The sequence below is a fragment of the Kaistella solincola genome (assembly GCF_000812875.1).
Classification (GTDB): Bacteria; Bacteroidota; Bacteroidia; order Flavobacteriales; family Weeksellaceae; genus Kaistella; species Kaistella solincola.
In genome coordinates this window covers 149,873-168,321 of record NZ_JSYK01000001.1, presented here as the reverse complement: position 1 = coordinate 168,321, position 18,449 = coordinate 149,873, and the positions used below count along the sequence as shown (strand labels likewise).

General features: G+C 40.0%; 18 protein-coding genes and 1 pseudogene. 7 read left to right on the top strand and 12 right to left on the bottom strand.

Translation table 11 applies throughout. The features are described from left to right. Window positions 1–86 precede the first annotated feature (86 nt). The 4 genes from OA84_RS00775 to OA84_RS00760 form a co-directional block, all read right to left on the bottom strand. Entirely contained in the window at window positions 87–350 is a 264-nt protein-coding gene (locus OA84_RS00775; protein ID WP_039340934.1) for a DUF3820 family protein, read from the bottom strand. 1 nt (window position 351) lies between these two features. Beyond that, window positions 352–1,434: an AI-2E family transporter gene (locus OA84_RS00770; RefSeq protein WP_039340931.1), complete on the bottom strand. Its 1,083-nt coding sequence runs from the start codon at window positions 1,432–1,434 to the stop codon at window positions 352–354. 77 nt (window positions 1,435–1,511) lie between these two features. Further along, entirely contained in the window at window positions 1,512–2,243 is a 732-nt protein-coding gene (locus OA84_RS00765; RefSeq protein ID WP_039340928.1) for a beta-carotene 15,15'-monooxygenase, read from the bottom strand. 45 nt (window positions 2,244–2,288) lie between these two features. Further along, complete coding sequence (locus tag OA84_RS00760) at window positions 2,289–3,032, bottom strand: hypothetical protein (protein WP_039340925.1); 744 nt, start codon at window positions 3,030–3,032, stop codon at window positions 2,289–2,291. Window positions 3,033–3,088: 56 nt separating this feature from the next. Here OA84_RS00760 and OA84_RS00755 point away from each other — a divergent pair, with 56 nt between their 5' ends. Further along, entirely contained in the window at window positions 3,089–4,066 is a 978-nt protein-coding gene (locus OA84_RS00755; RefSeq protein ID WP_039340922.1) for an aminodeoxychorismate synthase component I, read from the top strand. Continuing rightward, entirely contained in the window at window positions 4,050–4,676 is a 627-nt protein-coding gene (locus OA84_RS00750; protein ID WP_039340919.1) for an aminotransferase class IV, read from the top strand. The genes OA84_RS00755 and OA84_RS00750 overlap by 17 nt, the downstream gene beginning before the upstream one ends. 3 nt (window positions 4,677–4,679) lie before the next feature. On the opposite strand, the gene menD is transcribed toward OA84_RS00750, so the two are convergent. Then, window positions 4,680–6,344 (bottom strand): 2-succinyl-5-enolpyruvyl-6-hydroxy-3-cyclohexene-1-carboxylic-acid synthase, encoded by a 1,665-nt coding sequence (gene menD, locus OA84_RS00745; RefSeq protein ID WP_039340915.1) that lies wholly within the window; start codon window positions 6,342–6,344, stop codon window positions 4,680–4,682. Window positions 6,345–6,559: 215 nt separating this feature from the next. On the opposite strand from menD, the gene OA84_RS00740 reads away from it, so the two are divergent. Beyond that, window positions 6,560–8,683 (top strand): elongation factor G, encoded by a 2,124-nt coding sequence (locus OA84_RS00740; protein ID WP_039340912.1) that lies wholly within the window; start codon window positions 6,560–6,562, stop codon window positions 8,681–8,683. 191 nt (window positions 8,684–8,874) lie between these two features. Here the strand turns inward: OA84_RS00740 and OA84_RS00735 are convergent, their stop codons facing one another. The 4 genes from OA84_RS00735 to miaE all read right to left on the bottom strand — a co-directional run bounded on the left by OA84_RS00735 (window position 8,875) and on the right by miaE (window position 12,870). Further along, window positions 8,875–9,984, bottom strand: a complete 1,110-nt coding sequence (locus OA84_RS00735) for a DUF3667 domain-containing protein (protein ID WP_039340908.1) — start codon at window positions 9,982–9,984, stop codon at window positions 8,875–8,877. A 126-nt stretch (window positions 9,985–10,110) separates the two neighbouring features. After that, window positions 10,111–11,487 carry a tryptophanase gene (locus OA84_RS00730; RefSeq protein ID WP_039340905.1) on the bottom strand — a complete coding sequence of 459 codons (1,377 nt, stop codon included), beginning with the start codon at window positions 11,485–11,487 and terminating at the stop codon, window positions 10,111–10,113. 109 nt (window positions 11,488–11,596) lie between these two features. After that, entirely contained in the window at window positions 11,597–12,217 is a 621-nt protein-coding gene (locus OA84_RS00725) for a DUF502 domain-containing protein (RefSeq protein WP_039340902.1), read from the bottom strand. Window positions 12,218–12,288: 71 nt separating this feature from the next. Then, window positions 12,289–12,870, bottom strand: a complete 582-nt coding sequence (miaE, locus tag OA84_RS00720; RefSeq protein ID WP_039340899.1) for a tRNA-(ms[2]io[6]A)-hydroxylase — start codon at window positions 12,868–12,870, stop codon at window positions 12,289–12,291. Window positions 12,871–13,024: 154 nt separating this feature from the next. On the opposite strand from miaE, the gene OA84_RS00715 reads away from it, so the two are divergent. Further along, on the top strand, window positions 13,025–13,267 hold the full coding sequence (locus OA84_RS00715; protein ID WP_039340896.1) for a hypothetical protein: 243 nt from the start codon (window positions 13,025–13,027) through the stop codon (window positions 13,265–13,267). 31 nt (window positions 13,268–13,298) lie between these two features. Here OA84_RS00715 and OA84_RS00710 read toward each other — a convergent pair whose 3' ends face one another. Continuing rightward, window positions 13,299–14,390, bottom strand: a complete 1,092-nt coding sequence (locus OA84_RS00710) for an acyltransferase family protein (RefSeq protein WP_039340892.1) — start codon at window positions 14,388–14,390, stop codon at window positions 13,299–13,301. Window positions 14,391–14,584: 194 nt separating this feature from the next. Here OA84_RS00710 and rplU point away from each other — a divergent pair. Together rplU and rpmA are read left to right on the top strand one after the other, a co-directional pair. Then, window positions 14,585–14,995, top strand: a pseudogene (gene rplU / locus OA84_RS00705) (50S ribosomal protein L21); the annotation flags it as partial. 29 nt (window positions 14,996–15,024) lie between these two features. Further along, window positions 15,025–15,282 carry a 50S ribosomal protein L27 gene (gene rpmA, locus OA84_RS00700; protein ID WP_039340885.1) on the top strand — a complete coding sequence of 86 codons (258 nt, stop codon included), beginning with the start codon at window positions 15,025–15,027 and terminating at the stop codon, window positions 15,280–15,282. A 76-nt stretch (window positions 15,283–15,358) separates the two neighbouring features. On the opposite strand, the gene thiL is transcribed toward rpmA, so the two are convergent. Then, entirely contained in the window at window positions 15,359–16,417 is a 1,059-nt protein-coding gene (thiL, locus tag OA84_RS00695; protein WP_039340882.1) for a thiamine-phosphate kinase, read from the bottom strand. Window positions 16,418–16,452: 35 nt separating this feature from the next. Then, complete coding sequence (locus tag OA84_RS00690) at window positions 16,453–16,992, bottom strand: acyl-CoA thioesterase (RefSeq protein ID WP_039341042.1); 540 nt, start codon at window positions 16,990–16,992, stop codon at window positions 16,453–16,455. 219 nt (window positions 16,993–17,211) lie between these two features. Between OA84_RS00690 and OA84_RS00685 the strand changes: the two genes are divergently transcribed. Continuing rightward, window positions 17,212–18,417, top strand: coding sequence for a BaiN/RdsA family NAD(P)/FAD-dependent oxidoreductase (locus tag OA84_RS00685; RefSeq protein ID WP_039340879.1), 1,206 nt, complete (start codon window positions 17,212–17,214; stop codon window positions 18,415–18,417). The last annotated feature ends 32 nt before the right edge of the window (window positions 18,418–18,449 follow it).

The following is an 18,449-nucleotide window of genomic DNA, read 5'->3' as shown; positions in this document are numbered from 1 at the left end:
AAATAAATTGAACAGGAAATTTTCGATTTGATTTTGATCGTGCTAAAACCAAAAAATATCGTCTTTTAAGGCGATATTTTTTCTATTTAGAATTTGTAGATTTTCTTTAAAGGTTTCATCGGTGCCGCGCTTTGCCGAAGCGGTTTCAGCAAATCCATTAAACCATTGAGTTTTATTTCATAAATGGTGGAAAGCTGCATGCCCAGTTTTCCTTTCGGCATTCCCTGGCGCTGAAACCATTCTAAATAATTGATGGGTAAATCGACCAAAAAAACGCCTTTATATTTTCCGAAAGGCATTTGGGTTTCGCAGATTTCCTTTAAAATTTCCGGTCTTAATTCTGGTATCATCTTAAATGCTGAGGTCAATTTTTTCTTCAATTTCTTTCGGTTCCGGAAGAATCAGCTCATTGTCGTCATCCGCAAACTCGTCTCGGTAAACCTGGATTAAAAGTACGGTAATGGAAATCAGAATCGGCCCGAAAATCAAGCCCATAAATCCGAAAACATTTAAACCTAAAATAATTCCGAAAACGGTATTTAAAGGGTGAATATTTTCCAGTTTTTTCAGTAAAGTAAAGCGCAGCAAATTATCGGTAAGTCCCACAACGATAACACAGTACGCCGCCAAACCAATTCCCGGCCCAACCTGTCCTTCGGCAATCATAAAAATACAGACCGGAACATATATAATCGCCGCGCCAACAATTGGCAACATCGCACCGACGCATGTTAAAGCAAAGAGCAAAAACGGGCTGGGCGCACCGAAAATAAAGTAGCCAATGATGGCAATAATGCCTTGCCCGATGGCGACAACCGGAATTCCGATCGCATTTGCCATCACCATTTTCTGAATTTTTTCGCCCAAAAGATTGACGTTGGATTTTTTCAACGGTGCGGAACTTCGCATCAGTCTTTCAAAAAGTCGGGGTTTTTCGAGCAAAAAATAAAGAATAAAATACATTGAAATCAAAACGGTTAGCGTATTGAAAGTTCCGCTCAGCGCCGAAGTAGAATATTTTCCAACATTATCTTTCAGCTTGGTAAGATTGTCTTCGCTTAAAACATCAATATGCGTTTTGCTGTAGATATAGTCGTGGATTTTATCAATAAAAATATTGAACTTTTCCATGTACGCCGTTGCATTTCCGAGTTTGGCAATCAGCATATCTATAATGAAATATACGGGTAGAATTAAAATAACCAAAGTGCCCAAAATAATCAGTAACGACGCCGCCCAGGGTTTCCAGTTTTTTTCTTCCTGCAGGTAAAGATTGTATTTCCGTGTTATTACGTACAAAGTAATTGCGCCCAGCAAGGACGGAATAAACAGCGATAGATTGTACGCAATAAGAAGCGCCAAAACTACGATGACGAGCAGCAAAAAAATCTGCTTGATAACTATTTCACTAATCTGGTGTTTTTTATTTGGCATTTTCTGGTATTAAAAAAGCAACGGAAATCCATTGCTTTCAAATGTACATTTATTCCTGAAAAGAATGTTAAAATAATTTAATCTTTCGCGATTATCGGGCGCGGTCTGCCGCAAAAAGCAACGTAGAGTGAATACATTACAACCAGAAAAATAGGCATGGTGAAAACAATCCCAATCCCGCACAGGAAAACGCCGCAAATACTTACCAGTAAACCTAAAAGTGAAGTTCCCAGAAATACGCCGTAATTTTCTTTGGCAATATTAAAGGATTTTTTCAGCGCGTCGGAAAAAGAAGCATTTTCAAATAAAAGAATCGGATAGCCTAACATAAAGAATGGAAGAACGAAAAGTCCCGGGACAAAACACATCGCGAATGAAATTCCTAAAGCGATGCTCATTACTAATGTGTACAACACAATGTTCAGAAAATTCTGTTTAAATCCTATAAATATATCAGAAAAATCAAGTCTTTCATTTAAATTATATTTATTCGCAAGGTAAATGATACCCACATAAAAAGGTGCAAGAAGCAAAGTTACCAAACCGGATAAACCGTAATACGTACGAATGCCGGGAATCGACCACATATTTTCAGACAGTGTTTCGGGTGAATTTTGAATTTCTTCTAATAATTCTTCTGACTGGAATCCCGAAATAGGCTGAATTAAAAATGAAATTAAAAACATGAGTAAAAATGCCCCGATGGCATAGAGAAAAATCCCTTTGTAAATATCGAAAGCGTGCGCGATTATAGCGCCTGCCGACCGCTCCGGCCCGTTTGATTGTTTAAAATCCTGAAAAGTTTCCATAGTTGTTTAGATGTTTTTTCAAATTTATCATAATTTGTAAACATCTCACAATTTTTTCGCACTTTTTGGTTCAATTTCTCGGAAAAATTGTTGGTATAATGCATAAATGACAGCATGCCAAAACGGAAAAGTGAGTAAAAAACCAAAACCGAAAAGCAAAAGCCCGGAAAGACTGAAAATTATCGCCACGATTATCGCAATTAAAACGGTGGTAAAATCTTTTTTCAAGGCTTTAAATGTCAACCGGATTCCCTCAAAAGTATTGATATTGCTAAAAAACATCAGCGGAACCGAAAATGCGGTGAGAATCAGCCAAACCACGCCCAAAACTATTAATGAATTGGCGTAGGAAAAAATAATGAGCCAAAACAGGTAAAAACCAAAAAATTTAAAAAAAGCAAAACCCATATAGCCGGCGAAAAGATCGTTCATCACCACGGGCTGTTTCAGGTCAAGCTTGCGGTAAATCTGATAGAAGCCCACATTCAGTGGATTCAGCAGCGCAAGTAGAATAAAAATTCCAAAAACAAAGCCCTGCATTTGTGGCAGCATTGCAACTTCCTGCATCTTTGCGTTGAAAGCCGGCATATCGGTTTTAATTAATTCAGCGTGAGGTGCCAGCGCGTCCCAAAGTCCGAAATATCTGAAAAGATAAAAATAACCCATAAACAGCAGCGAAAAATACAAAAGACTGTACACGAGTTGAAAAAGCAACGTTTTGTTCCAGTACGCAAACGCGGTTTTCAAAATATCGCTCAGGTTGCCTTTCGACGGGTAATTTTTTTCCATGCCGCAAAAATAAGCAAATCCTGAAGATTAAATTTTTAAAACACTAATTTTGCCAGATGCTGGAAAATAACCATCCGAACTTTTTGGTGATGGACGAGCTTTCGCTCTCGAAAGTTCCTTTCTTTTTTATGATTGATTTTTTGGTGGAAAAAGTGGAAATTTTTGCTGAAGACCAAATTTCGGAAAATGGTTTATCAATTGATTTTCAAAATGTTAAAGCCGAAAAATTTGGTCAAACAACGGCTAAAAAATTCGAACTGAAAGTTTTCCCGGAATCGCCAGAAACTTACCAAAAAGGGTTTGATTTGGTTCAGCAAAATTTGCGGCTGGGCAATTCTTACCTCACCAATTATACCTGCCAAACTGAAATTGAAATCAATTTGACTTTAAAGCAAATTTTCGAGCTTTCTGCGGCAAAATACAAGGTTTTATACAAAGATGAATTTGTGTGTTTTTCACCCGAAACATTTATTGAAATTAAAGAAAACCGCATTTCCACGCACCCCATGAAAGGCACCATTGATGCTTCAATAGAAAATGCTGTTGAGGTTTTGAAAAACAATTCGAAAGAAAAAGCGGAACATTACACGGTGGTGGATTTGCTTCGGAACGATTTAAGCCGCGTCGCCGATGACGTAAAAGTTGATGAATTCCAAAGAATTGATTTGATCAAAACCGCGCAGAAAAATTTATACGCGATGAGTTCTGAAATTTCGGGCACGGTAAAACCAAATTTTCGGGGCAAAATTGGCAGTATTTTTCGTGAACTTTTGCCCGCAGGTTCCATTTTAGGTGCACCAAAACGAAAAACTTTAGAAATAATTTTAGAAGCTGAAAACTACAAGCGTGGCTTCTACACTGGCGTTTGCGGCTGGTTCGATGGCGAAGATCTGGATTCCGGTGTCATGATTCGTTTCATCGAAAAAGAAGGCGAAAAACTTTATTTTAAAAGCGGTGGTGGAATCACACATTTGAGTAATTTTGCCGACGAATATCAAGAAATGATAAATAAAATTTATGTCCCAATTCATTGAAAGTATTAAAGTAGACGACCGAAAGATTTTTATGCTGGAGCTGCATCAGCACCGCGTAAATGAGACGTTCTCTTATTTTGGGCATGAAAACCCGCTTAATTTAGCCCAGGTTTTTAAAAATCTGGATCATCAGGAAGAAGGTTTGTATAAATTTAAAGTGACCTACGGTTTAGACGGAAAATTCCGCACACAGATGATTCCGTACGCGATTTCGGAAAAAGCAAATTTCGAACTGGTAGAAAATAATTCCTACGATTACGCTTTTAAATTCGAAGACCGAACCGAGCTCGAACACATGAAACAGCGCTCCCGTGCTGCGGAAATTATCATTGTAAAAAATAATCATATTACGGACACATCTTACTCAAATCTAATTTTCAAAAAAGGCAAAGATTGGTTTACGCCGAAAAGCTTTCTGCTGAACGGCGTTCAAAGACAACATTTACTGAAAACCAAAAAAATTAAGGAATCTGAAATTACACTTCAAAACATTCACGATTTCAGCCATTTTCAGCTCATTAACGCCATGAATAATCTGGATGATCAGCTGATTTACCCGATTTCTAAAATTAAAAATTTGCCGCAAAAACCGGGAGCTGAAGCTTTTTAAAATTTATTTTAAAAACTTAAAATATTCCTTTAAAATTTCTGCATTTTCAATTTCCGAAGTATCAACTTCGAGGATTTTGGGTTTTTCATCAGCTTTAAAGAAATTATTCAAAACGCGAATCAGGGTTTCTTCCTCATCAACTTTCGTGTAACCAAAACCAAAATGTTTCGCCAAGTGTTCCGCATTTTTATGGTGCGTGGTCATGATAAATTCGTCTAACGCATTTGTAGAACTCGGTCCCGGAATAATTTTAAAGATGTCGCCGCCGCCATTATTGAAAATAATAATTCGGGTGTACGGCGGAATATAATTGTTCCACAAACCATTGATGTCGTAAAAAAAGCTGATTTCTCCTGTGACTAAAAGCGTTTGTACCGGACTTTTCATCGCATAACCCATGGCGGTGGAAGTTGAACCATCAATACCGCTCGTGCCGCGGTTGCAGTAAATGTTGTTGTTCGGAAAATCGAAAAGTTGTGCGTAGCGGATCGCAGAAGAATTGCTGATATGTAAATTAATATTTTTTGGCAGTTTAGCGGCTAAAATTTCAAAAAATTTAAAATCCGAGAATGGCCTTGTCAGGCAATATTCAGCGTGTTTTGCATCTTTTTTATCACGCAGCACATCCCATAAATTGTAATAAGCACTCGGTTCCAATTTGATAAAATTGAGCATTTTAGCAAAGAATTTTTCCGGCGTGGTTTTTATTTTTTCGCTTAACGAAAAAAACGTGTCTGGATGCCAAAACTCATCGATGTGCCAATGGTTTTCCGGTTTTGCGTTGCGTAGAAATTGCTTTACTTTCTTGGAAACTACGTTTTGACCAATGGTAATCAGCAAATCCGGTGCGTAAGTTTTATAATCTTCATCGGTAAAATTGAAAATATACCGGTCTATATGCCCAAAAAATTTCTCCTGACGCAAGTTCGAGTTGGCTTCTTTTAAAACAACAACGCTATGATTTTTCACCAGTTGCGATAACTGCATTTCAAGCTCTTCGCTGTGATCGCGCGTACCAACCAAAATCATAATCCGTTTTGCGGTATTCCAGTCTGCAGGGAAATTTGGTGTAAATTCAAACTGTGGTTTCCGGATGGTTTTTTCCACCGGCGGAAGCTTCGGCAATTCTGAAACCAGCTCATACAGCGGTTCTCCCAACGGAATATTAATATGAACCGGTCCCTGGCGCTCAAAACAGGTTTCAATTGCTTTTTTAATGATGCTGAAATTTTCTTCATCAGCATTTTCTTTTTCGTCTTCTAAAAGCTGAAAATCACCGTATGAATGCTGATGATAAAGATCTTTTTGGCGGATGGTTTGTCCATCGAACAAATCAACATAATCGGTCGGGCGGTCAGCGGTGAGAATTAAAATCGGTGTATTCTGGAAAAAAGCTTCGGTAACGGCCGGATAATAATTCGCTGCCGCTGAACCGCTAGTGCACGTTACAGCAACCGGTTTTCTAAGACTTTGAGCCATTCCGAGCGCGACAAATCCTGCACTTCGTTCATCAACGATGCTGAAGCAATTCAGTTCATCCATTTCCGAGAAATGAATCGCCAGCGGCGCGTTTCGGGATCCCGGAGAAATCACAACATCAAAAATGCCGTATTCCTTTAAAAGATATCCTAAAATCTGAACGCTGCGTTTGGCGGAGAATTGCTTCATAGTAAGAGTTGCTTCTTGCAAATTTAACGATAATTAAGTTGAACCAACTTTCAACACTTTAAAAAACATCAGCTTTTTTAGGTGCTAAATATCACTTTTTTTTCAATTTACTTTTTCACCGTTGATTTAAATCTTTCGTAACTTTAACTACCTAAAAATCAAATGCCAATCATTTCCTTTTTAGCATTTCCATTAAATTATTAAACCAAAATAAGATGAGTGCTAATACCAAAAACCTGAGAAATGTAGTCTTGCTGGGCCATTCGGACAGCGGCAAAACTACGCTCATAGAAACAATGATGTACGAAGGCGGGGCGATTAAGCGCCGTGGCAGCGTAAATTTACGCAACATGGTGAGCGACTATACCGACCTGGAACACGAGAAAGGAAAAACTATTTTTTCGCACCAGATGTTTGTAAACTGGCGAAATAACAGGATTAATATGATTGATACACCGGGATTTGATGATTTTATCGGTGAGGTGGTTTCGTCTTTAAAAGTGGCTGACACGGCGATAATTGTTTTGAATGCCGCAAACGGCGTGGAAGTTGGGACCGAACTCGTTTGGGAATGTGTTGAAAAATACAAAACTCCCGCGATTTTTGTCATCAACCAAATGGACCACCCAAAAGCTGATTTCGAAAAAACTTTAGAGCAGGCAAAAGAACGTTTCGGACCGAAGTTACTTCCGCTGCAGTTTCCCTATAATTCCGGTGCAAACTTTAATTCCATCATCGATGCTTTGCGGATGGTAATGTACGTTTTTCCGGCTGATGGTGGTAAGCCCGAGAAAAAACCCATTCCTGAAAGTGAACTGGAAAGAGCAAACGCGATGCACAACGCTTTGGTGGAAATCGCCGCAGAAAATGAAGACGGCCTCATGGAAAAATACTTCGAAGAAGGTAATCTGTCTGAAGAAGAACTCGCCCAGGGAATTACGCTTGCACTCGCAAAACAGCAGTTTTTCCCGGTTTTCATCACCAGTGGCTTGAAAGATATGGGAAGCGGCCGCCTCATGGGCTTTATTGATGACATTGCACCGTCGCCAGCCGATAGACCGGCACGCAAACTGGAAAACGGTGAAGAAATTTCTTATGATCCCAACGATAAAACCACGATATTTATTTATAAAACCACGTCGGAGCCGCAAGTCGGCATGGTTTCGTATTTTAAAGTTCTGAGTGGAAAACTCAAGCCCGGCGATGAACTCGTGAATGCAGAAAACGGAGAAATTGAACGCATTTCGCAGGTTTTTTTAGCCGAAGGGAAAGACCGGATTGCTGTGGATGAACTGGTCGCGGGCGATTTAGGGGTTACCGTAAAACTCAAAAATTCCCGTTCCAATCATACCTTAAATTCCAAAGGCTTGAACCGCAAAATCCGACCTATGGAATTCCCGGAAAGCCGAATTCGTAAAGCGATTTTCACCGATGTTTCATCCGATATGGAAAAATTGGTTGCTGCCTTGCACAAAATTCAGGATTCTGACCCAACTTTGGTGGTGGAACAATCAACAGAACTCAAACAAACCATTTTGCACGGTCAGGGCCAGCTGCATCTGGATTTGGTGACGCAGCGCTTGGAAAAAGAATTCGGTGTAAAAATGAAATTTGCCGCACCGAAAATTCCGTACCGCGAAACCATTACCGGAAAAGCTGATGCGGATTACCGCCACAAAAAACAATCCGGCGGCGCGGGTCAGTTCGCAGAAATTCATCTTCGCCTGGAAAATTATTATGACGGAATGGAAGAACCCACCGGAGTTAACATCCGCCAGAAAGACATTGAAGAATTGCCGTGGGGCGGAAAACTCGCTTTTTACTGGTGCATCGTGGGCGGCGCTATCGACAACCGCTACATCGGCGCTATAAAAAAAGGCATTATGCAGCAGATGGAATCCGGACCGCTGACCGGTTCGCGTTGCCAAAACGTTCGCGTAACCGTTTACGACGGCAAAATGCACAGCGTAGATTCAAATGATATTTCCTTCCAGCTTGCCGCGGCGGGCGCCTTCCGCGATGCTTTTCACCGCGCAAATCCGCAGCTTTTAGAACCGGTCTATGCGTTGGAAATTTTGTGTCCGGATGAAGATACTGGTGATGTAATGGGCGATTTGCAGACACGACGTGCCATCATCTCCGGCATGGATTCCGAAAAACATTACCAAAAAATTCTAGCGTATGTGCCGCTTGCGGAGCTGGACGATTACGGCTCAACCTTGCGCTCAATTACCGGCGGCCGTGCGAAATTCACCATGAAGTTCGCCGAATACCAGCTCGTTCCAATGAACGTGCAGCAGGAAGTCGTAAGGAAAAATGCACCGCTGCAGGAAGCATAAATTTCCGGTAAAATGAAAAAATATCCGTCTTTAGGCGGGTATTTTTTTTAGAAACAACAAGGGTTTGCATGTGCCCCAAGATGGCAGCCCGCTCTCCGCTGTATCTTTATCCCGGACGCTCCCGGGATAAAGGATGCCGCTGCGATCGGGGTTAGGATTTCTTTTTTTTCTTCTTTTAAAGGGTGAAAGATTTAATGAATCATCAAAAAGCTGATGACCCCAAGACCTAGTAATAAAAACAAAAATGCGAAGAAATTTACCATAAATAGTGCGGTCCCCAATATAAAACTGCGGAAGCCTTTGGTTTTGTAAACGCGCTGGTGCGCCAAAAAGAAGTAAACCACGTTGTAAATAAAAAGCGCGGTGATGAGCAAATAAATTAAAAAGTTCACAAACGAGGAGCTGATCATCGTGCTAAGTTTATAAAGCAGATAAAGCAGTAAGATATTCAGCAAAAGAAAAGCGAAATAATGCAGCGTAAAAACGCCGTGGTCAAAATACCACCATCTTTTCTTGTTATGGAAAATCCATAAAAAGAAGGCAAACAACGGCAAATAAATAAAGAGCGCTTTTGGCAGATTGTGAAAAGAAGTCAACGCAAAGTTCTTTAAAATATCGCCCTTTTTTGCGCCTTTTTCTTTCAGTTCAAAAAACTTGTGCGCCACCGGTTTTTTAATGAAATCAAACATTCCAGGATTTATTACACGCGCCGAATCGTAAGCTTTTTTGTGCGTGTAACCTAAAAATTTCATGTCCGCATCCAGCGATTTATCCATATCAAAGGTTTCTGCGAGATTTCCCATGGCAGCCGAATCCACCATGGCGGCAGAAACTTTTTGCAGCGCTACGGAATCTTCATGGCTCATGTTCGGGAGTGATTTCAGGCTGTCGATCTTTTGCTGTAAAACCGCGGCACTTGCGTCGCTGAAAACTTTGGTTTGCTTTAATTCTTTTGAACTGGCGCCTTCATTAAAATCAATATTAAACGGTGGAAATATGGAGAACAGAAAAAAGGTGATAAAACTGATGAAAATATAAAGTTTTACCGGCGGTACGTAACGCTGTCTTTTCCCTTCCAGATAAGTTTGTGTTAATTTTCCCGGCTTGAAGAGCAAATTTTTTATGCTTCCCCAAAACTGACCGTCGTAATGCGTAAGGTCTTCAATAAAATGCGTGAAAAGATAGTGGAACGGTCTCCGCGTTTCGGTGTTTTCCTGGCCACAGTTCGGACAGAACTTTTCTTCGACGATATGACCGCAATTCAGGCAGTTTTTTTCTTCCCGAAGTTTTCCGTGGCTCATTGGCAAATTTTTTATAAAAATATGAAATAATACGATTGCTGTGAAAATTATTTCGATATCAATAAAAAAACCGCTTCAAATGAAGCGATTTTTTGTTTTTGAGCGAATTGCCTTCAATTAAAAGTTTTAAGCTTCTTTCAACTGAACGGTAAAATGCCGGAGAATTTCAGACTCCCACACGATTTTATAACCTTTCGTAATTTCATTCCGGCGGTCGTAAACATTTTTGATTGCCGCGGCAATATAATCCATATGATTATTGGTGTACGTTCGGCGTGGAATTGCAAGTCTCACCAGTTCAAGTTTTGGATAACGGTTTTCGCGCGTTTCCGGATCTCGATCGGCCAGCAAAGTCCCAATTTCCACCGTGCGGATTCCGGCTTCCTTGTAAATTTCATTCGCTAAAGTTTGCGCCGGAAATTCTTCGCGGGAAATATTTGGTAAAAAACCAAGAGAATCAATAAAAACCGCGTGACCACCAATTGGTTTCTGCACGGGAATTCCGTATTCAATTAATTTATTTCCCAAATATTCCACCTGAGAAATCCGGCTTTCAAGGTATTCGAATTCAGTAGCTTCATTTAAACCAACCGCCAGCGCAGCCATATCGCGACCTGCCATGCCACCGTAGGTAATGAAACCTTCGAAAATAATGGTGAAATTGGAAGCTTTTTTAAAGATTTCTGCATCGTTCAGCGCGATAAATCCACCGATATTTACCAAACCATCTTTTTTAGAACTCATCGTCATGCCGACGCCGTAAGAAAAAGCTTCTTTCGCGATTTCTTTAATGGTGCGGTTTTCCTGACCTTTTTCGCGCATTTTTATAAAATAGGCATTTTCCGCAAAACGCGCTGAATCAAAATAAATAGGAATTCGGTAGCGATCTGAAAGTTCTTTCACCGCCTTCATATTTTCCAGTGAAACCGGCTGTCCGCCCGAAGAATTGCAGGTAATGGTGATTAAGCAAAACGGAATTTTTTCCTTCGGATAGGTGTTATAAACTTCCTCCAATTTTTTTAAATCGATGTTACCTTTGAAAAGGTGTGTATCATTAATATCGAAAGCTTCATCAATGGTACAGTCAATGGCGTGGGCTTTTCGGATTTCGATGTGACCTTTTGTGGTGTCGAAATGGGAATTTCCCGGAATCACGTCGCCGTCTTTCACCAAAACTGAAAAGAGCACATTTTCCGCCGCGCGCCCCTGATGTGTCGGCAAAAGATATTTGTAACCGGAAATATTCCGCACTGTTTCGTGCAATTTTTCGAAACTTCTGGAACCTGCATAACTCTCGTCGCCGGTCATCAAAGCGCCCCATTGCTGGTCGCTCATGGCGCCGGTGCCGGAATCGGTTAACAAATCGATAAAAACCTGGGAAGATTTTAAATTAAATAAATTGTAGTCGGCATTTTTCAGCCAGTTTTCTCTTTCTGCACGAGTGGATTGGTGAATTTCTTCGACCATTTTTATTCTGAAAGGTTCTGCGTAAGGTAATTTCATAGGAGTTGAGGTTTAAGATGACGAGAAGATAACTTTCACTTTCTTCTTTAATTTTTATTAAAAAAATTTGGCGTTAAAAAGGCAAAAAATCTGGAATTTCTAAATGAAATCACTCCGGAGCCTTAAAAACGTTGTCATCTGAATGAAAACCGGCAACGCCGCCGCTCACAGCAAACTTCATGGCTTGTGCTGCGCTTACGTTTTCTAAAGTAACAATATTGGTCGCAAGTACGAAAACCACCCAACCGGAAACCGCGTAAGAATGCGGCAAATACACAGAAACATAATCCGGAAAACCGACGGAAGAAAGATCGCTTTGGGTAAGAAAACCAATTCGCCAAACATCGGGATTATCGGAAGTTTTAATGAGAACCGGGACGTTGAATTTCTTTTTGTCGCCAACAAAAGAAGTCATAACATCTTTCAGCGACGTATAAATAAATTTGATTCCGGGTGTATGTTCCAGCAAATAATCGAAACTGTCGACGATGACGCGGCCGATTATAAATTTATTCCCCACAAAACCCACCAAAGTGATGGTACAGATAACGATCAGAAAGGTAATTCCCGGGTAAACCTGCTCGGAAAGTGCCGGTACAATATTATCGATGCTGGAAACTACGTACCAGATTATCCACACGGTGAGCGCGAAAGGTCCGATGATAAGCAAACCCTGGAAAAACGATTTTGCCAGGACATTGAGGATGTTTTCGATTTTCTGTTTGTTCATCTGCTTTCGTAGGAAATACTAAAATTCTACCGGTAAAAATAGGCAAAATTTAGCTTTTTTAATGGGAAATTTTAGCCGTGGATGCTTTCTTTTTTTCCGTACGATTTTATGATTTCAGCTTCATAATCCAGCCATTCTTCCCAGCGTTTGTTCACCGTTTCGGGATCTCCAAGTTTTCGGGCAAAACCAATGAAAGTGGTGTAATGATTGGCTTCAGAAATCATGAGCTCTTTATAGAAGATTTTCAATTCTTCGTCTTTAATGTTTTCGGTAAGGACGCGGAAACGCTCACAGCTGCGTGCTTCAATTATCGCGGCAAAAAGCATTCTGTCGATAATTCGCTCATCGCGCGTTCCGCCCTGGCGGATAAATTTTAAAAGCTGACCTACATAATCGTCTTTTCGCTCGCGGCCAAATTCGTAGCCGCGTGCTTTAATGATTTCGTGCACCATTTGAAAATGCTCCAGCTCTTCCTGCGCGATTTTTATAAGTTCCGTAATAATCGTAGGGTATTCAGGCAGCATGGTGATAAGCGAAATGGCATTGGAAGTCGCTTTTTGCTCACACCAGGCGTGATCGGTAAGTATTTCTTCCAGGTTACCTTCTGCAATATTTGCCCAGCGCGGATCGGTGAGCAATCTTAATTTGAACATGATGAATTTTTTACAAATTTAATAATTTAAAGCACAGCGAATTATGTTCGCCAAAGTTCTTGATATCGTAAAAAATTTTAAGTATATTTACCATATCGGTTTTCTGGTGGCATAAATGTTGAATAAATAGAAATTAACATTAAAAAAATAAATTATGAACACAACAGCATTAACAAACAGATTTGAAAAATTCGGAATTTTCGTATTGACTTTCTTTTTCAGCGTGATGACATTTGCGCAAACAACCACAAATACTCCTGACGTGGGTGTTGATGTAACGACAACAAAAACTACCAGCACTGAAGAATGGTTTACCAACCCGCTTTATTGGGTAATTGGTGCGATTTTGTTAATTATCCTGATTGCGGTGGTAGCGCGCGGAAATAGAAGAGACTAATTTCTTTTCTCTCAATATGAAACTGCTTCGGTTATGCTGAAGCAGTTTTTTTACGCAGAAATTCTAAAATTTTCCAGCCTAAAACGTCCAATTTTTTCAAACCTTCCGCGATGGCAACTGCTAAACCAAAATTCAGCAAAAACATAATCAGTAAAAATGCGCCCCACGGCAGCTTCTCCTGAAGCGGAACAACAATGAAATAGATTAAAGATGAACTCATGCCCTGCGCAAAATAGTAGAAAATAGCGTTTTTGCCGATATAGGTGATGAAATTGTTTTTTCCGATTTTCAGGCGATTGTACAAAACCAAAAGCGTGAGCAGCGAAAACCCCGACCAAAAAATATAGAGCAATTTGGGCGGAAATTTCATTTTGTTCATTCTTAAAAATAAATCTTTACCGTAATTCCAGAAGAGCAGAATTAAAATAAGGAATAAAATTCCGTAGAGAAAAGGAATCCATTTCGTGGGGATTTTTTTGCCTTTCAGCTGGTTCGCCACCAAAAATATTCCGAGGTAAAATGCGACATAACCAACTTGTCCGGTCGGATAGTAATGCGGCAGTAAGTTGAAAATCAGCGTCAAACCAAAACAAATCGCGATAAACCAATTGACGTGTTTTGAAAAAAATCTTAAGATTAAAACGCCAAAAACCGTCAGAATAAAGTAGACTTTCAGATACCAAAAACTTCCCATTACCACAGGAAAAGTATCCGCATTGGTATATTGGTGAAGATACCAGTTTCCGAGATTTTGCCATTGTGGAACTGGGGAAATATTGTTTGGGACATATTTAGTTCCGAAAGTTGAATAGAAATTTTTCATCCATTCAAGGCCGAAAAAATTCAGTCCGAAAACTTTAAAGAGATAATCGAGAAAAAAGAGAAAAGTCACGAAAATCATGTAGGTGATCTGCAGTTTTAGCAGTCGGTACAGGGTTTTTTCAACATTTCCGCCGGAGGTTAAACCGCTTAAAGCATAAAATAATGGAACATCAATGAGCAAAGAGAGCACGCGAACTTCTGTCGGTACATAATATTGCCCGGACCAAAACACAGTGTGGATGAATATGATAGAAAGTGTGGCAAAACCTTTTGCAAAATCAATATAAAGATCTCTTTTCATAAGCGGTTACTGAAAATCAAAAATACTTAAAAAAATGCCTATTTAGCCGGTTATTTTTTAAATGAGTTCAATTTTATTAAATCCGTTCAACTCCCTGAAATTAAATCTGCTGCGAAATTTTTTGCTGCGTTGTGGATAACTCGAAATAATTTCTTATTTTTGCACCTCGAATTAACTAACAAAATTTATAAACAATGTTTGCAATTGTAGAAATAGCAGGGCTTCAATATAAAGTTGAGCAAGACCAAAAGTTGTTTGTAAACCGTTTGAAAGGCGATAAAGGAGGAAAAGTTTCTTTCGATAAAGTTCTTTTAACTGTAAACGGTTCTACAACCATCGGCGCCCCAGCTGTAAGCGGTATCACTGTTGATGCTGAAATTCTTGATCACGTAAAAGCTGATAAAGTTATCATTTTCAAGAAAAAAAGAAGAAAAGGTTACGAAAAGAAAAACGGTCACAGACAGTCTTTAACTCAAATCGTTATCACCGGTATCACTGGTTTTGATAACAACAAAAAAGAGAAAAAAGCTGCACCGAAAGCCAAAAAAGAAGCAGCAGCAACTGAGCCTGTAGCTACAGAAACCCAAACCAGCGAAAGCGCTGAATAATTTTAACCCAAAAACCTTAAAATAAAATGGCACATAAGAAAGGAGTTGGTAGTTCCAAAAACGGTAGAGAATCGCATTCTAAAAGATTAGGTGTTAAGATTTTCGGAGGTCAAGAAGCTATTGCCGGTAACATTATCGTGAGACAAAGAGGTACACAACACCATCCTGGTGAAAACGTAGGTATGGGGAAAGACCATACTTTGCACGCGTTAGTTGATGGTAAAGTAGTTTTCAGAAAGAAAGCAAACGACAGATCATTTGTATCTATTGAACCGAACGCTTAACAAAAAGTGTTTTAAAATATAAAAAATCCCAATCGCAAGATTGGGATTTTTTTTGCTGCTAAAACGGCCTTTTTTTCTATTTTCCGCGATTCAGGAAAGCGTCCCAGCCCTGGGCATTAAGCGCAATTAACTCATTACTTCCGCGCGCTACAAGGAAATTTCCCTGATCCAAATCTACGGCATGACCAATCAACGTGAAATCCGGGTGATTTTTGATCTTCTCAAAATCGTTTGGTGAAATGGTGAAAAGCAATTCATAATCTTCACCGCCGCTTAATGCGCACATGATGGGATTTAAATTTAATTCCTCCGCCGTGGAAATGGTGAGAGAATCCATCGGAACTTTCTCTTCATAAATCCGGAAACCAACTTTACTTTGATCAGAAAGATGCAATGTTTCCGATGACAAACCGTCCGAAATATCAATCATGGAAGTTGGTTTGATGTCCAGCTCTTCCAAAGTTTTTTTAATGTCAGTCCGCGCTTCAGGCTTCAGCTGTCTTTCCAGAATATAATCGTAACCTTCCATTTCCGGCTGCATATTCGGATTTGCTAAAAAAACCGAATGTTCGCGCTCCAAAATCTGTAGTCCCATATAAGCGCCGCCCAAATCTCCCGTTACGACAAGTAAATCATTAACTTTTGCGCCGCTTCGGGTCACTATTTTTTCAGAAACTTCCAGACCAACAGCCGTAATATTGATGATCAAACCTGAATTTGAACTCGTGGTGTCACCACCAACTAAATCTACATTATAATGTTTACACGCCAGCGAAATTCCGGCGTATATCTCTTCCAAAGCTTCCACCGGAAAACGGTTTGAAGCTGCAATTGCGACCAAAATTTGTGTCGGTTTTGCATTCATCGCAGCAATATCGCTCAGGTTTACCACGACGGCTTTATAACCCAAATGTTTCAGCGGCACATAACCGAGATTAAAATGTACACCTTCGGCTAAAATATCCGTGGTTAAAACCACTTTTTGGTTTTCCGGATTAATCACCGCGCCGTCATCACCAATGGAAATTTCCGTGGAGGTATTTTCAAAACTAAAGTTTTCGGTGAGGTGTTTGATCAAGCCAAATTCTCCGTACGCAGAAATAGGCGTGAGCTCCAAATTTTTATCTTCCAGCATAATTTTTTTATTTTTATTTTCAGAAAAATTCGCCGCTATTCGGGCGTTTTTTCATCATTCTTCCTTTTCCAGGTAAAAGTTCCGTGCTTATGAAAGGGCTCAATATTTTCCGGTTTGAACGGCAAATTTTTCAAATCTGCACGCGTAAGCATGGTTACATTTTCGCTTTTAAACTCTTCCAAAACTTCCAGGATATCATCCGGCGGTGTGGTAGATTTTCTCAGCATCGTGTCGATCCAAACGCCGGTTGCTTCGGCGGTGGCGCAATGCGTGCCGTCTGGCAGATAAAATTTATGTACAAACTGGTAAATGCTCGCATCTTCCGACATGCCGGAAATTTCTGCGGTTACAAAAACCGTTTGATCAGCATAAATTTCTTTGAAAAACGAATACCGTTCATGCAGAATTACCGGACCAATTCCCCAGTAACTCAGCTCTTTAAGGCCCATTTTGTGCGTGCGCATAAAAGCCATCCGCGTTTGCGCGCAATATTCTACGTAAGAAGAATTGGCGAGATGCTTATTTGCGTCGATGTCGCTCCAGCGAACCTCAAATTTATAATGAAAATCAGACATATTTTTATGAATTTTTTTTGGGCGCCTTGTTCCGTCTTCCGTTCCCGCTTCCGCCGCGGCGGAGAGCTCCACTCAAGCCGGGGCGCGGGCTGCGTATCGAAACCAGGTTATTTTATAATTCCCAAAATTAAGCAATAATGATGGGTTAGAAAAATGGTATTTTTGCACCAAATAAGGCCGAATTTTTATTTCAGGCTTTCAGATTCTAACGGTTATTTTATGGAAAAAAAGCAAATCATTATTATCGGCGGCGGCGCAGCAGGATTTTTCTGTGCGGCAAACCTCGATGAAACCAAATTTATAGTAACCATTTTAGAACAGAATTCTGATGTTTTGCAGAAAGTGAAAATCTCGGGCGGTGGTCGCTGCAATGTTGCGCACGCCTGCTTCGATCCGCGCGAATTGGTTAATTTTTATCCGCGCGGAAATAAAGAACTGCTCAGCGTTTTTCATAAATTTCAACCGGGCGACACTATGGAATGGTTTGAAAACCGAAATGTTCCCTTAAAAATCGAAGCTGATAACCGTATTTTTCCGGAAAGCAATTCGTCGCAAACTGTTATTAATGCAATGGTGAACGAAGTTCAGAAAAAAGGTTTTGAAGTTCGTACCAAATCCGTTGTCCTCGACATCGAAAAAAATGAAAACCAATATTTGGTAACGACGAACACAGAAAAATATGCCGCTGATTACGTGATTTTTACCACCGGAAGTTCTCCAAAATCTTTAAAATTACTTCAAAATCTCGGTCATAAAATCGTGGATTTGGTACCGTCGCTTTTCACGTTCAACATCAAAAATGAAACTTTAAAGGATTTGATGGGAACCAGTTTCGCAAATGCCGAAGTTTCGATTCCGCAGCTGAAAATGGAAGAATCTGGTCCGATGCTGATTACACACTGGGGACTTTCCGGTCCGGCGATTTTGAAAATTTCCGCGTGGAAGGCGCGCGAATTAGCAGATTTGAAATATAAATTTGAAATCGTGGTGAATTTCTTAGGTCTTGAAAAGGAAACAGCGGAAGAAATCATCGTCAACTTCAAAAAAGAAAATCCAAAAAAGAACATCGGAAGCTCGAAAATTTTCGACATCACTACGCGTTTCTGGCACCGCATTCTGTGGCTTTCAAAAATAGATTTAAATAAAAATATTTCACAAATTTCCGGACCTGAAATGGCAAAAATTCTGGAAAATCTCTGCGAAAACAAAATGCAGGTTACCGGAAAGTCAACTTATAAGGATGAATTTGTCGCCGCGGGCGGCGTGGAGCTGAAAGAAATCAACTTCAAAACAATGGAATCTAAAATTCTTCCCAATTTTTTTATCGCCGGTGAGGTTTTAAATATTGATGCAGTAACCGGCGGCTTCAATTTTCAGGCGTGTTGGAGCGAAAGTTGGCTGATTTCCAAGGCTTTAAATCTTTAATACAAATTTAACATAATGTTGCATTTTTGGTA